The organism is Bartonella sp. Raccoon60, assembly GCF_002022585.1.
In the GTDB taxonomy this organism is placed as follows: domain Bacteria; phylum Pseudomonadota; class Alphaproteobacteria; order Rhizobiales; family Rhizobiaceae; genus Bartonella; species Bartonella rochalimae.
This window is the reverse complement of sequence record NZ_CP019786.1, coordinates 1066163-1081217: the sequence shown is the minus strand read 5'-3', so window position 1 is coordinate 1081217 and position 15055 is coordinate 1066163. Positions and strand designations below refer to the sequence as shown.

The window sequence follows — 15055 nt, the reverse complement described above, 5'->3', positions numbered from 1 at the left end:
CATTCATTTTGTAACATTTCTTAATTATAGGTATGAGAGAAGTGGTTTTGAACAAGAGCAATCAATTCTTCAACAGCAATTGGTTTAGTGACGGTCGTACTTTGAACATACTTACAACCTTCTTGTCGTAAGAAAATAGCTTCTTTTTCATTTTCTACGCCTTCTGCTATGATTTGTAAATTAAGATCAGTAGCCATTCTGATAATTGATTTAAGTACAAGTTTTTTCTTATGTGAATCGATAGAGATAAGTGAACGATCTAATTTAACCATGTCGAATGGATAACGGACAAGATATGTAAGTGATGAATAACCTGTTCCAAAATTATCTAATGCTAGATTCATTCCTAGTGCTTTAATCTCTTCAAAAAAATGAGCTGATTGTTCAGGATTTTTTCTTAAAACAAGCTCAGATATTTCTATCATCAATCGTCCTTTACTAACCGGATTGCGAAGAAGAGCAGAGCGTATTTGACGTATACAATCAGGATGAATCATTTCTGCACTTGGCAAATTGATAGAGATAAAGAAAGGATGTTTAGCACATTTTTCTTGTATATTTATAAGATCTACGAGAGCGCGATCAACGATGAATTGTACTAAATCCATAATGAGTTGTTCACTTTCTACGATTTTAATAAAATCGTGGATATTTAAATTTCCATGATTGGGGTGTTGCCATTCTACGATTGTTTCAAAACCAATAATGTTTCCATCTGATAAATTAAGAATAGGGTGATAGAGGATTTTTATTTCATTACGTTTGATAGCATGATGAATGTCTTTGTTGATATTGTTATGTTCGAGATCTAAAGTACGAAAACTCGGGCGGAAAGGTTCAATGTGATTACCACCCATTTGTTTTGCATGGATCATTGCTAGTTCACTGTCATTGAAAATATTTTGAGCAGTTGATTTGTTATCACTCCATGTAGCCAGGCCAATGGATGTGGAAAGCGTTATAGTTTTTTCTTCAAGAGTAATGGGTGCTGAAATTGTTTTGAGCAGATGATTTGCGAACACTGCAATTTTTTGGGGTTCTGTTTCGCTGAGTAAAATAATTGCAAAACGATCTGCGGAAAGGCGTGATAAGGTGTCTTGCAGGTTAATAAGGCGGCTTAAACGACGTGCAATTATCAAGAGGACTGTGTCCCCAACCGCTATACCTAGTTTATGATTAATTTGACGAAAATTATCAAAATCAATCATAAAAATTGTTGGTTTAATTTTTATATTTGCTTTAGCTAAAGAGCTATAATTTTGTAATCTATCGAGGAAAATTTGTTGGTTAGGAAGACCGGTTAAGCTGTCATGAATTGCATCGTGTAGTAAACGTTCTTCGGCTTTTTTGTGATTGGTAATATTGAGAATGCTTCCGATAACACGGGTAATTTTTCCATCTTTTTGGATAGCTGGGCGTGCACGGAGAGAAAACCAATGATAATGACCACCACCGGAGGAGATCCGAAAAATCTGATCAATCCGTCCTGTTTTATTTTCAAGAATGATATTTAAAACAGCCTGAAAGCGTTCGCGATCATCATAATGCAAGGCTAAAATCCAGTCGTTCATAGTACCGTTGAGTTTGCGGGCGTGCTTACCAAAAAGGCTTGTCATATCTGGGTGAACAACAATCCGGTCACGCTCGACATTCCAGTCCCAAATAATACTTCCAGCTCCTCTAGCTGCCAGAACTTGTCGTTCGAGATCGGAAAAAATGCCCTCATGGAAAGCATCATTAGAAAACGTTTGTTGCATGACAAGAAAGCTGATAAGAAGAACAATCAGCACCAGTCCTCCTGCTAGAGCTTGTGGAACAATATCATTATCTAAATATCCTATTATGCATGCATAAGCTTCAAGAGACCAAAAGCTAATTAACAACCATGTTGGAATAAGCATGATTGCACGGTCATATTTACGGATTGAAAAATAGCTGATCAATATAATACCAAGTATGGTTGTAAGTCCAAATGATAAGCGAGCAATTCCAGCTGCTCTAGTAGGATCATAAATAGCAAATGCTCCTAGTCCGCAGAAAGATATAATCCATATAATTGCACCATAGCTAAAGTGATAATGCCAACGATTAAGGCAAAGATAAGTAAACAGAAAAGTAAAGAGTGTTGCAGCAAGTGCAACTTCTGTACCAGCACGCCAAATTGGTTCTGTTATTGGTGTAATTGCAAAGAGTTTATTCCAAAAATTGAAATCAATACCAATGTAAAAAAGAACAGCCCAAGCAACAGCAGCTGTTGCAGGGAAAAGACTTGTTCCACGAACGACAAATAAAATAGTTAATAGGAGCGCTAAAAGTCCTGATATACCAAGAAGAATGCCATGATAAAGTGTATAAGAATTAATGGTATCTTTGTAAGCTTCAGGTTGCCATAAGTAGATCTGTGGTAGATTTTTAGAGCTTAATTCTGCAACAAATGTAATTACAGTGTTAGGATTAAGAGTGATACGAAAAATATCTGCATTTGCATTCGTTTGACGATCAAGAGAAAAACCTGCACTTGGAGTTATAGATTGGATCCGTACTGATCCAAGATCCGGCCAAAGAAAACCTGAATGAGCCATACGATAATGGGGAACAACAATTAGACGGTCAATTTGTTCATCTGTTGGATTTGCAAGGGAAAATACTGCCCAGTTTCCAGAAAAATTTTCACTTTTTGCTTGTACTTCAATACGCCATATAATACCATCTGGCCCTGGTGCTGTACTGGTTTGGAAGATAGGGTTATTGGTGTGATGAATTTCAATAGCTTTGGATAAATCAAGAGCTATATCCTGAGGAGAAATTTTGATTGGTTCGATTGCTTGTACTGATGAAAGGCATACAAAAAGACTAATGATTATGACAAGAACGGTATTGATTATTTTACCAAAACTCTTCACGCTGCCTCACTCTCAGTATTTGAAGCTCTTGAATTTCAAACGAGACTTTCGAGAAAATTCTTCCACTTGATTAGTTATTATTTTTATAAAGAGCGGTTGTCATTATTCTTTTGAAAAAATCACACAGATTTTATACAAAAAATAGATCAGATATCTGCTCGTACTAATGAGTCTCAAAATTAACGGAATTTTGTCCTTTTTAAAAGGAAAAATTCAGCTATTTAACCATTTATTATTAGATTTTACGCAATATACTCTTGTTGGTTAAGTTATCTATGTGGAGTATTCATTAGCCAGTTTTGCTCGCTTTTTTGATAAAACTTATTTAATCTAATAAGAAAAATTTTTGTGATAATTTTCATTAAAGATATGTGGGGATAGGGTTTTAAAGTAATTTGTGCATATCAAATTATCATTTTATCTAATTTATGAAGGTGTATTCTTTATTTCTTTTAGAGAAGAGAGTTCATATTAGGTGAAAGAGTTGATACTAAATCGCCAAAATTCATGAGCGGTTCAATAGGTCCAACAGCTGCTAAAGTTGGCTTAGAATTGATAAAAAGATGTTTAGCTAGATCAGTGAGTTGTTCTAAGGTAATAAGTTCTACACATTCAGTCATTTCAGGGATTGGAATTGGTCTACCATAAAGGAGCATTTGGCGAGCGATAAGATGTGCTTGACTAGATGGATTTTCTTGTGACATTGTAAGATTAGCGCGATATTGTGCCTGCGCTCGTTGAAGTTCATTTATATGAATATTTTTGCTTATTTTACAGAGCTCATCAAGAGTAACGGGTAGAAGTGTTTCTAATCCTTCTTGTCCGGTAGCAGCATGAAGACCGAAGAGCCCAGTATCTGAAAATCCCCAATGGAAAGCATAAATAGAATAGCATAATCCGCGTTTTTCTCTTATTTCTTGGAATAAGCGTGATGACATACCACCTCCAAGAATGATTGAAAGAATCTGAGCCGCATAAAAATCATGCGCATGATATGGGCGTCCTTCAAAACCAAGTACAACTTGCGTATCCATTAGATCACGATATTCGCGAAAGTCACCACCGGTATAATTAGCAAGATTAACTAAAGGAGCTGTTGAATGGGGTTGGAAAGTGCCAAGACAACTTTCCACTTGGCGCAAAAAACTTTCATGTTCTACAGATCCTGCAGCAACTACGATCATGCGGTCTGCACTATATTGTTGTTTCATAAAATTGTGAAGATCAGCTGATGTAAATGATTGAACCGTTTTCTGTGTTCCTAAAATAGAACGACCAAGAGATTGATGACGAAAGGCGGTTTCAGTAAAATAGTCAAAAACGATATCATCAGGAACATCACAAGTAGCGCCAATTTCTTGGAAAACGACTTGTTTTTCATGTTCTAATTCATCTTCGTCAAATTTTGAACATGTCATAATATCGGCTAGAATATCAATAGCAAGGGAAATATCTTTTTTAAGAACACGTGCAAAATAGGCAGTTGTTTCAATACTTGTGGTAGCATTGATCTCTCCACCAACATCTTCAATATCAGTTGCGATTTGAAAAGCTGTACGGTTTTCTGTTCCTTTGAAAGCCATATGTTCAAGTAGATGCGCAATGCCATGTTGTGTAAAGGTTTCGTTACGTGAACCAACTTTAACCCATATTCCAAGCGCTACACTTTCAATTTGTGGCATTTTACGTGTGGCGATAGTCAAACCATTACTGAGGCGGCTGATATCTACACCCATGTATTATTACTCCATTTAATCAACCAAATACACAATATAACGGCATTGGAATGTTTTTGCCTTAAATAAATGCAGCTAGCTATAATAAGATGCACGCGATTTTAAAGAAAATAGTCTCTTACTATTTTTTCCATTATTAGCAATGATTTGTAAAGTGCCTTCCATAATTTATGAGATTTTCTAGAAAAATTAGTCATGGTAGATGAATAAGACTAACGTAATATTAGATGATTGAGGAATGTGAGCGGTAGTAAGAGTAATCATCATGAAAGATATGTGATTATTTATTGTGATGAGCGATTTTGAGTGCAATTTCTGTATGTAGATTAGTGAGATAACCGCTGTCTTGAGACACGCTATCAATTATCAGGTAGTTTTGTGAATATGATTTGTTTTGTTAAAGGATAGAGAAAAATATTTTTGAGTCATTTTTTATTATTTGGGAAACGGCTTAATTCAAGATTGCAATGATTAATTCCTCTATGAATTATTCGTATCAATTTATCTTTTATTTTGATAGTTTTCATTTTTTAGTTTGTATGACTTTACCCTTTTATGATGATAGGATGCTCTTAAATTTTGCGACTAGATCCTAGTTTTTAATAGTAATTCTTAAATTTTTTAGTCAAAAATTACTGAGAGAGTATATGAGCTAATATATGTTGGAGATATCTTTTTATTATTGTGAATCTTTCCATATTTTCATTGCTTCTAAGGTTTCCGGTAAATGCGCATGTTTTGTAATAACCGTTTCAGCGCCAGCTTCTATAAGAGCATTAGAGTGGCCGAGATAACTGTGGGAGCCTCCAGTAAAGCCGATAACACGCATTCCTGCAGAAGTAGCAGCGTGTACACCATGAATAGAATCTTCTACAACAATAGTATTTTCTGGTTGTACACGTAATTCTTGTGCTGCAAAGAGAAAGACATCAGGTGCAGGTTTTGGTTTTTTTGTTCCAACTTCGGGTGCAGAAAATATTTTGTTATCAAAAAAGTGATAGAGTTTAACAGTGTTAAGCATATCTTTTATATCTGCACTCCTTGCATTTGAGCAAATACAATACGGATAATGAGGTTTAATAATTTCTATTACCTCTTTGACACCATTAATAATACGTAATTCAGTTTTCATTTGTATGCGAAACAGATGTGCCATTCTATCTATGAAATTAGCAGAAATTGGTTTTTTAATTTCTTGTTCAACTTTTTTTAGAATGTCTTGAAAAATAAGTCCTGAATAGCGTTCGCTTAGTTCTTCAGGTGATATTTTATATCCGATTTCTTTAAGCAATTGTGATCCAATTTTTGCTACAAGATATTCGGAATCTACTAAAACTCCATCACAATCAAAAATAATAAGATCAATTTGTAGCATAAGATATTCCTTATTATAATGGGCTTAAGAATTTTCATAAAATGATATTGAAAGGCTTTCGTTTTATAAAGATATATTTTGAAAGATTGTTTTCATTAGTTTGATAATATGAACAATATAATACAAAGGAGTAAAATAAAGATTTATCAATATTAAATTATTTTTCTTGCATTGAATAAAATAAATTTAAATTAGCTTAACGATACGTTTACTCTATTTTGTGAAGATAGACGACGATTAGATTAATTAATCATTTTAATTATAGATCATTTCCGTTCGTATTGTTGAGTTTTTTATGACAATTGTTCAGCTACAAAATCAGGCTTGTACTTCTTCACAGACGCAGTGGCGTAATAAAATCTTTAAAGGAGATTGTGTTGCAGTACTAGAAAAACTTCCTAAACATTCTGTTGATGTAATTTTTGCAGATCCTCCTTATAATTTGCAATTAGAGAGTGTCTTGTATCGTCCAGATTACTCACGCGTTGATGCAGTTGATGACGCATGGGACCAGTTTGAAAGTTTTGCTGCTTATGATGCTTTTACACGTGCATGGTTGCTTGCATGTCGTCGTGTATTAAAACCTAATGGGACAATTTGGGTTATTGGATCTTACCATAATATTTTTCGAGTTGGTACAGCATTACAGGATTTGGGTTTTTGGATGCTTAATGATATTATTTGGCGAAAAAATAATCCTATGCCGAATTTTCGAGGGCGTCGCTTTCAAAATGCTCACGAAACGCTTATTTGGGCTGTTCGAGATCAAAAAGATAAAAAATATACATTTAATTATGATGCTTTAAAAGCTGCCAATGAAGATAGACAAATGCGTTCAGATTGGTTGTTTCCTCTCTGTACAGGTGCTGAGCGCTTAAAAGATAAAATAGGACGTAAATTACATCCAACACAAAAGCCTCAATCTTTACTGGCCCGTATCATTATGGCTTCTAGCAAACCTGGTGATGTTATTCTTGATCCATTTTTTGGTTCGGGAACAACAGGTGCTGTTGCCAAACTTTTAGGTCGTGATTTTGTAGGAATTGAACGCGAGCAACATTATATTGATGCAGCTTCCGAGAGAATTGCTGCAGTTAAACCTTTAGCTAAATCAGAATTAGAAATTTTAAAAACAAAAAAGGCAGAACCACGCATAGCATTTTCTAGCTTGCTGGATGCAGGATTGCTTTATCCTGGAAGTATCCTTTATGATAAGAAGAAAGAAGTATCTGCTCTTGTCAGAGCTGATGGAACTATTATGTATGATGGTGAAGCAGGATCTATTCATATGATAGGAAGAAAGGCTCAGGCTTCGCAAAGTTGTAATGGTTGGACATTTTGGTATTATGAAGAAAATGGTCTCTTGAAATCGATAGATAGTTTAAGAATGATGATACGCTCACAGATGTTGAAAGCTAATACTATATAAGTTGCATTGATGTTAATCGTGGATAAAGTATTAGTGTAGTCAATTCTTATTTGGCAGAGGGAGAAGTTATTTGAATTTAAAAGGAGAAGAAATAGCTATAGCAATGGCTTTTTTTATAACGGTAGGAAGTGCTTCTTCGGTAAGATGATGGATATCGCACCACCAACCATTTTTAAGTTTTATTCCGCGAATATTATCTGCACAGTAGACGCTAAGTTTTAAAGAAAAATGAGTAAAAATATGCGTAATTTCTCCCTTAAGTTTCCAATTAGCCGAACAAGGGGCATTTTGCAGTCCATTTTCTTCATTTATTCCAATGTTATTAGGAATTTGGGTCATGCCGTTGAGTAATTTTGTATGCTGTCGTTTTTCTAAGTAAATTTGTTTATTTTCATTGAGTATTACAAAAGCAGCACCAGTTTTTAAAGGGCGTTCTTTTTTAGGTGCTTTTACTGGAAAAGCTTCTGCTGCCCGCATTTTCATTGCTGTGCACAAATTTTGAAGAGGGCAGAGTAAGCAAGACGGCTTACGGGGCGTGCAAATTGTTGAACCTAAATCCATCATAGCTTGAGCAAAATCACCAGGACGTTTTACATCTGTAATTTCTAGTGTTTTTTCTTTAATTTCAGATTTTGCTTTAGGCAATATTGAAGTAATGGCAAATAAGCGTGTTATAACACGTTCGACATTACTATCAACGACAGCTACAGGATGACCAAAGGCAATTGCAGCAATAGCTGCTGCAGTATAGTCTCCAATACCCGGTAAAGTGCGTAATATTTCTACTGACTGTGGAAATTTACCTCTATGATTTTTAACAAGTTGAGTAGCACAATTTTTAAGATTGCGTGCACGTGAATAATAACCAAGACCCGCCCATGCTTTCATGATATCATCTTGTGATGCTTGTGATAAAGAGAAGAGATCAGGCCAAAGTTTTAGAAATTTTTTAAAGTAAGGTTTAACAGCTTCAACTGTTGTTTGTTGGAGCATGATTTCAGATAACCAAATTTGATAAGGATCAGGGTAAATGCCTTTTATTTGTTTTGTAGGGGGCGTACGCCATGGTAAATGGCGATAATTTTGATCATACCAAGAAAGGAGAAGTGAAGAAATTTCATACATCGTTGTTTTTAATCATAAACAAGTCTAAAATACAAAAAAAGCGTATATTTTGCAATTTATAGTTTGTTTTTAATGATTAATGATAAAAATTCTAGTTCATTACATGGAGTTTCTTAAGGTGTGTTTGTGATTAATTTTTAAAGTAGTGGTTTTAAATGTCGAAAAGAAAATGATTGTGATTTAATAATAGTCTAGGATGGAATGCGCAAAAAAACACAAAAATACCATTTTTATTCTCTTTCTGAAATGGTATCTGAAATGCTTGATCCGATTTTACGCAAAAAGACAGGACTTAATATAGCGCTCATAGAACATTGGTCACAGATTGTAGGCCAGGATGTTGGCGAACATACAATGCCAATAAAAATTATTTGGAAATATCGTGCAGATCAAAATGATACATTTCATCCGGGGACACTTGTGGTTGCCTGTGAAGGATTTACTACGCTAAAGTTAATGCATGAAACAGATGAATTGATTCAAAGAATTAATAGTTTCTTTGGATATATTGCTATTGACCGAATTAAAGTTGAACAAAAGCAAATATCAGTTTTCACTGATTGTGCGGAAGTAGAATTATTTCCAGATGAAAAAAATCAAAGACGCTTAAAAAAAATGCTTGAAGAGATTGAAGATAAAAGCTTACATCAATCACTTTATAAACTTGGATGTTGCATTTTTATGGAAAAAAAATAATAAAGAAGGAAAAGCGTGTTATATTTCTTTCCCTTAATGAAGAGGTATTAAATTTTTATTTGTTGAAGTCAAACAGAAAAGTGTTATCTATGATTAATTATCGTTTCATCATATCTTTCGTAGTCATTTTTATTTGGGGTATAACTGCACAGGTCTGTGCAACAACAACTTTAGTGAGTAAAGCTAAGCCAGTAGCAACTGTTGATATGGTTGAGCTCCTTAAATCAGGTAAAGTTAAAGATAAAGTTGAGGGTGAAGATAATGCTCCTGTGACTATTATTGAATATGCTTCACTTACATGCGCTTTTTGTGCTGATTTTTACAATGTTATACTTCCTGAACTTCGTAAAAAATACATCAAAACAGGTAAAGTAAAACTTATTTTTCGCGATTTTGCTTATGATCCTCGGGCGACAGCGGGTTTTATGTTGGCTAGGTGTGCTCCAGAAGATCGTTATTTTCCTTTGATAGAAGTTTTGTTTCAAAAACAATCCGAGTGGGCTGTTGCACCAGATGCTTTAGAGCCATTGAAAAAAATTGCCTTTATGGCCGGTTTTAACGATGAAAGCTTTAATGCATGTTTAAAAAATCAATCTATTTTAAATGAAGTGAATGCATCTTTTGAACGTGGAAAAGAGCTTGGTGTTACAGCAACGCCAACCTTCTTTATTAACGGTAAAAAGTATGAAGGTGCTATGTCAACGGAGGATTTCTTTTCAGTAATTGATAGTTTTCTTTAACAACATACATTGTTTTCGAAGATGAAGATTGGTAATTATGATTGTTGGTCTTCTTGTTGGAGGAGAATGCTTTCATACCTTACTATAAGGCAGTATTTTATTTGGCTTCGTTAATTTTAAAATCGAAAGGCTATTTTTAATGATTAGCTTCGGTCAAGTAATATTGTAATACTGATAATTGAGCGGATTTGTACGATGGCAAAATGGGTTTATAGTTTTGGTAATGGTAAAGCAGAAGGAAGTGCGAGCGAATGTAATCTGCTTGGTGGTAAGGGGGCTAGCTTAGCAGAAATGAGTAATCTTGGTTTACCTGTCCCTCCTGGATTTACTCTTACAACAGAAGTTTGCAGCTTTTATTATACTCATGATCGAACATATCCAAAAGAGTTGCAGGAGGATGTTAGACAAGCACTCCGACGTGTTGGAGAACAGACAGGACGCGAATTTGCTCATAAACAAATGCCGCTTTTGCTGTCTGTTCGTTCAGGAGCTCGGGCTTCTATGCCAGGGATGATGGATACAGTGCTTAATCTTGGTATGAATGACGATACTGTAAAAGCAATTGCTGTACAAGCTGATAATGAGTGCTTTGCTTATGATAGTTATCGTCGTTTTATCCAAATGTATTCTAATGTTGTTTTGGGGGTAGATCATTCCCATTTTGAGGAGATTCTTGATGACGTAAAAGCACGTAATGGTTATAGCGTTGATACAGAAATGACAGCAGCTGATTGGAAAAATATTATTGTTCTTTATAAAGCATGTGTTGAAGAAAAGTTAGGAGAACCCTTTCCACAAGATCCTGAGAAACAATTATGGGGTGCAATTGGAGCGGTTTTTTCAAGTTGGATGACAGCGCGTGCAGTTACTTATCGTCGTTTACATAATATTCCTGAAAGTTGGGGAACAGCAGTTAATGTGCAGGCTATGGTGTTTGGCAATATGGGTGAAGATTCAGCAACAGGTGTTGCTTTTACACGTAATCCATCGACAGGGAAAAAAGAACTCTATGGTGAGTTTTTAGTCAATGCACAAGGGGAAGATGTTGTAGCAGGTATTCGTACACCTCAGAATATTACCGAAGTTGCTCGTATTGCAGCTGGTTCAAATAAGCCATCATTAGAAAAAATTATGCCAGAGGCTTTTTCAAAATTGTGTCAGATGGCGTATAAGCTTGAACAGCATTATCGAGATATGCAAGATCTAGAGTTTACAATTGAAAAGGGTAAATTGTGGATGTTGCAGACTCGTTCAGGAAAACGAACGGCACGTGCAGCTTTAAAGATAGCCGTTGAGATGGTTGAGGAAGGATTGATAAGTTGCGAAGAAGCGGTAATGCGGATTGAACCAAAATCACTTGATCAGCTTTTACATCCTATGCTTGATCCCAAAGCAAAGCGATGTGTTATAGCCCGTGGTTTACCTGCTTCCCCGGGAGCGGCTACTGGTGAAATTGTTTTTACTTCTGAAGAAGCAGAAAGAGCCTCAATAGAAGGACGAAAAGTTATTTTAGTTCGTGTAGAGACAAGTCCAGAAGATCTTCATGGTATGCATGCTGCAGAAGGAATTTTAACGGCACGAGGTGGAATGACAAGTCATGCTGCTGTTGTCGCTCGTGGTATGGGAAAACCTTGTGTTTCTGGTGCAAGCAGTGTGCGGATTGATTATAAAACGAATACAATGGTTGCTTCAGGTCAGAGCTTTCAAAAAGGCGATATTATTACGATAGATGGTGGCGTAGGGGAAGTTTTAAAAGGAAAGGTTGCAATGTTGCAGCCCGAACTTTGTGGAGATTTTGCTAAATTAATGGAATGGGCTGATGGAATGCGGCGAATGAAGGTTCGCGCTAACGCTGAAACAGTGACTGATGCAAATATGGGGCGTTCTTTTGGAGCTGAAGGTATTGGTCTTTGTCGTACTGAGCACATGTTCTTTACTGGTGATCGTATTGTTGCTATGCGTGAAATGATTTTAAGTAATGATGAAGATGGACGTCGCAAAGCGTTGGATAAGCTTTTGCCAATGCAACGATCGGATTTTACTGAATTGTTTGAAATTATGTCTGGTTTACCTGTAACTATCCGTTTTTTAGATCCTCCTTTACATGAGTTTTTGCCAAAAACAGATGCAGAAATTCTTAGTGTTGCAACGGCAATGGGCGTTTCTTCTGAACTACTTATAGAACGTGTGCACCAATTGCATGAATTTAATCCCATGCTTGGATTACGAGGATGTCGCTTAATCATTACTTATCCTGAAATTGCTGAAATGCAAGCGCGAGCAGTTTTTGAAGCAGTAGTAGAATCAGCTAAGAAGACAGGATCTCCTGTCATTCCTGAGATTATGGTACCACTTGTAGCTCTTAAGTCTGAATTGGATTTTGTTAAAGCGCGTATTGATTATGTCGCTGGTGAAGTGATGAAGGAAAAGAATGTTAATATTCAATACATAGTTGGGACAATGATTGAATTGCCAAGAGCTGCTCTTCGAGCGGGTGAAATTGCAGAAACTGCAGAATTTTTTTCATTTGGAACAAATGATTTGACGCAAACTACTTTTGGTATTTCACGTGATGATGCCGCACCGTTTTTGTCTACTTATTTGCAAAAAGGACTTTTGGAAAAAGATCCTTTTGTATCGATTGATAACGATGGGGTAGGAGAGCTGATCGCTATTGCTTCACAACGTGGGCGTTCTCAGCGCGGGAAAATTAAACTGGGTATTTGTGGTGAACATGGAGGTGATCCTCATTCTATCGCCTTGTGTGAAGAAAATGATCTAGATTATATTTCATGCTCCCCTTTTCGGGTACCGGCTGCACGTTTAGCAGCAGCACAGTCAGCAATTGTCAAAAAAACTTTGAGTTGAGGTGATACAATCGATTATTGAGTAAAGCTCATGTCTCTATTGTATAAAGTTTCTTTTACTACGATTGTTTATATTCACTTTTGATTTTCCATGTTTTATCGATATTGTTGATAGTAACTTGATCGATTTAAAGCAGTGGTTTCATTCTAAAAACGAGCAGATTTTTTATAAACAACTCATGAAGGACTATAAATTTATACCATTTAAAATTTACTCAAACTAATTATTATAAAAATAAGTTTCACCCTTTTTGACCTTGTATTCGAGTGATAGTGTTATTTCCTTCAATAATTTTGTCTGGAATAGATATAAGCTTTTATAAATTTGCTGGGGCGAACTTTACTCTAAATTCTTGATTGAATATCATAAACTTTTTTTCATATAAAACTATAAGGTATTAGCTTTGCTATCAGCAAGTTCATATGATTTAAATAAAGTGCACTAGGTGTCTTCAATAATCTTATTGATTAGTTTTTATATTTATATTTGTATCGTATATGATTATGCAATCAGCTAGAAGTTGTAAAAAAATGCAACGGAAATCAGCAATCGAATTGTAAAGAATCAAAATCTGAATTTTCAAATATAAATTTTTAGGAAAAATTGGCTGGGGTACCTGGATTCGAACCAGGGAATGCCGGTACCAAAAACCGGTGCCTTACCGCTTGGCTATACCCCAAAAGATAAAATAATTACGCTAGCGTTCGCGCCTTATAACGATTTTTACAACTGTACGCAATATGCGAAAGCAGAAGTACTCACTTTTTCTGCTTATAAAAGCTTAATTCTGTCATTATATCATAAAATATATTACTAGCTTTTAAGAAAATGACACTAAAAAACTAATTTGATGTATATTTATAAATATCACATTCTCCTTACAGTCATGATTTTAATACCCAGTATCTATTAATAGTATAAAATTCATAGATATCTATGTTTGCGAGCATATACAAATCAAAAAAATATCGTATTTTTCAAGAATTAAAACATCGTAAAAATCGATAAAAACACCATTGCGGTAATTATAATTATAGAAATTATTCAATTGTAAAGCTTATAAAATAATTTATCACGACATGAATTTAAAATTGTAGAAAATATCCCAATTATCTATCTTTCCTTATTCTTATATCAAAATAATAAAAAATAATTATTTGCTTTGAAAATTTAGCCATATCTTATAATTTTAATTCATCGTTTGAAGAAAAAGGAATAGAAGCTATTTCTGTATCAAGTGCGTCCATAAAAGCGATGATGAAAGCAGCATTTGTACCAAAATCTCTTGGCAGATGACGCGAAGTGGCACGCATATCAACAAAAGTTGTATTCCCTTCATCTGTTAAGCGAATTACAATATCGGAAACGAAATTTAGGCAAATAGTTTTTGCTATTGTTGCAATATAAAATTCGTTATCTTCGTTCTTGATATTTTGTTGCGCCAGTACCGGCCAGCCACGAGCTGCTAGGACATTAAAAACTGATTTACGAATATGATCAGGTGAGCCGTCATAACGACGTCCTGACATTTCTGGCCATTGTGACATTTGTACTTTAGCTTGTTTACTCAAATCATTTTTGAAAGGAAAAGAATTACTGGGACGTAGAGTACGGAAAAAAACTGGTGGTTTCTGTGTATCAGTAGAAACGTCATAAATAGCTGGCAAGGCAAACCACCATCCAGTAGATAGTATCAGCGGTGTGGCAGTGATTAACGAAAAAATGATACCTTTCAGCGCTTTCATTCCACCTTGGGTACCATATGTCCATAAACTATAGAGCGCTTTGATAGCAAGAAAAAGAGAGAGGAAAATACAACAAGCAGAAAGGATTATCAAAACGATAAAATCACTTATACGAAGCATAGAATAGCGTTGTAAAAGTGTTGAGAATAATAAAATAAGAAATGCCAATCCACTGAAACGAGGAGACCAGACCGCTGCCCTTGAGGTGAGCGAAACATATTCCTTTTTCATGAAACATTTTTCCCCAAAAAGTACTCTAAACAAAATCTTCTTCAGATTTTATGTTTAATGATATAGGTAAATAAAGCACTCACTTTTGAAATCAAGAGCACTTTAAGCGATATACATTTTCAGTAGTTAAAGCTAATTTATTTTTCTGAATAATGATCGATTTGTTTTTAAATAGAGTCATCTCTTATTTATGAATTGCCAGATAAA

9 protein-coding genes and 1 tRNA gene are annotated in these 15055 nt (G+C 35.2%); 4 read left to right on the top strand and 6 right to left on the bottom strand.

What is annotated here, in order from left to right; translation table 11 throughout:
- Nucleotides 1-20: 20 nt before the first annotated feature.
- The 3 genes from Bra60_RS04740 to Bra60_RS04730 all read right to left on the bottom strand — a co-directional run bounded on the left by Bra60_RS04740 (nucleotide 21) and on the right by Bra60_RS04730 (nucleotide 6014).
- On the bottom strand, nucleotides 21-2903 hold the full coding sequence (locus tag Bra60_RS04740) for an EAL domain-containing protein (protein ID WP_078698117.1): 2883 nt from the start codon (nucleotides 2901-2903) through the stop codon (nucleotides 21-23).
- A gap of 452 nt (nucleotides 2904-3355) precedes the next feature.
- Nucleotides 3356-4639: a M16 family metallopeptidase gene (locus tag Bra60_RS04735; protein ID WP_078698116.1), complete on the bottom strand. Its 1284-nt coding sequence runs from the start codon at nucleotides 4637-4639 to the stop codon at nucleotides 3356-3358.
- 679 nt (nucleotides 4640-5318) lie between these two features.
- A complete protein-coding gene (locus Bra60_RS04730) occupies nucleotides 5319-6014 on the bottom strand; it encodes an HAD family hydrolase (RefSeq protein ID WP_035006995.1) in 696 nt (231 codons plus the stop codon).
- 295 nt (nucleotides 6015-6309) lie between these two features.
- Here Bra60_RS04730 and Bra60_RS04725 point away from each other — a divergent pair, with 295 nt between their 5' ends.
- Nucleotides 6310-7443, top strand: coding sequence for a site-specific DNA-methyltransferase (locus Bra60_RS04725; RefSeq protein WP_078688777.1), 1134 nt, complete (start codon nucleotides 6310-6312; stop codon nucleotides 7441-7443).
- A gap of 66 nt (nucleotides 7444-7509) precedes the next feature.
- On the opposite strand, the gene mutY is transcribed toward Bra60_RS04725, so the two are convergent.
- Nucleotides 7510-8568: an A/G-specific adenine glycosylase gene (gene mutY, locus Bra60_RS04720; RefSeq protein ID WP_078698115.1), complete on the bottom strand. Its 1059-nt coding sequence runs from the start codon at nucleotides 8566-8568 to the stop codon at nucleotides 7510-7512.
- 201 nt (nucleotides 8569-8769) lie between these two features.
- On the opposite strand from mutY, the gene Bra60_RS04715 reads away from it, so the two are divergent.
- The 3 genes from Bra60_RS04715 to ppdK all read left to right on the top strand — a co-directional run bounded on the left by Bra60_RS04715 (nucleotide 8770) and on the right by ppdK (nucleotide 12872).
- Nucleotides 8770-9264, top strand: coding sequence for a DUF721 domain-containing protein (locus Bra60_RS04715; RefSeq protein WP_078688775.1), 495 nt, complete (start codon nucleotides 8770-8772; stop codon nucleotides 9262-9264).
- Between the two features lie 89 nt (nucleotides 9265-9353).
- Entirely contained in the window at nucleotides 9354-10004 is a 651-nt protein-coding gene (locus tag Bra60_RS04710) for a DsbA family protein (RefSeq protein ID WP_078689056.1), read from the top strand.
- A 195-nt stretch (nucleotides 10005-10199) separates the two neighbouring features.
- Nucleotides 10200-12872 (top strand): pyruvate, phosphate dikinase, encoded by a 2673-nt coding sequence (gene ppdK / locus Bra60_RS04705; RefSeq protein ID WP_078698114.1) that lies wholly within the window; start codon nucleotides 10200-10202, stop codon nucleotides 12870-12872.
- Between the two features lie 604 nt (nucleotides 12873-13476).
- Here the strand turns inward: ppdK and Bra60_RS04700 are convergent.
- Nucleotides 13477-13551: transfer RNA gene (locus tag Bra60_RS04700), tRNA-Gln, on the bottom strand.
- 502 nt (nucleotides 13552-14053) lie between these two features.
- Complete coding sequence (locus tag Bra60_RS04695; RefSeq protein ID WP_078688773.1) at nucleotides 14054-14848, bottom strand: DUF1499 domain-containing protein; 795 nt, start codon at nucleotides 14846-14848, stop codon at nucleotides 14054-14056.
- Between the last annotated feature and the right edge of the window lie 207 nt (nucleotides 14849-15055).

Excerpts from the sequence above, each read along its gene's own strand:
- ppdK (WP_078698114.1), top strand. The coding sequence starts at position 10,200 with ATGGCAAAATGGGTTTATAGTTTTGGTAATGGTAAAGCAGAAGGAAGT.
- Bra60_RS04735 (WP_078698116.1), bottom strand. The coding sequence starts at position 4,639 with ATGGGTGTAGATATCAGCCGCCTCAGTAATGGTTTGACTATCGCCACA.
- Bra60_RS04710 (WP_078689056.1), top strand. The coding sequence starts at position 9,354 with ATGATTAATTATCGTTTCATCATATCTTTCGTAGTCATTTTTATTTGG.
- Bra60_RS04730 (WP_035006995.1), bottom strand. The coding sequence starts at position 6,014 with ATGCTACAAATTGATCTTATTATTTTTGATTGTGATGGAGTTTTAGTA.
- Bra60_RS04715 (WP_078688775.1), top strand. The coding sequence starts at position 8,770 with ATGCGCAAAAAAACACAAAAATACCATTTTTATTCTCTTTCTGAAATG.
- mutY (WP_078698115.1), bottom strand. The coding sequence starts at position 8,568 with ATGTATGAAATTTCTTCACTTCTCCTTTCTTGGTATGATCAAAATTAT.
- Bra60_RS04695 (WP_078688773.1), bottom strand. The coding sequence starts at position 14,848 with ATGAAAAAGGAATATGTTTCGCTCACCTCAAGGGCAGCGGTCTGGTCT.
- Bra60_RS04725 (WP_078688777.1), top strand. The coding sequence starts at position 6,310 with ATGACAATTGTTCAGCTACAAAATCAGGCTTGTACTTCTTCACAGACG.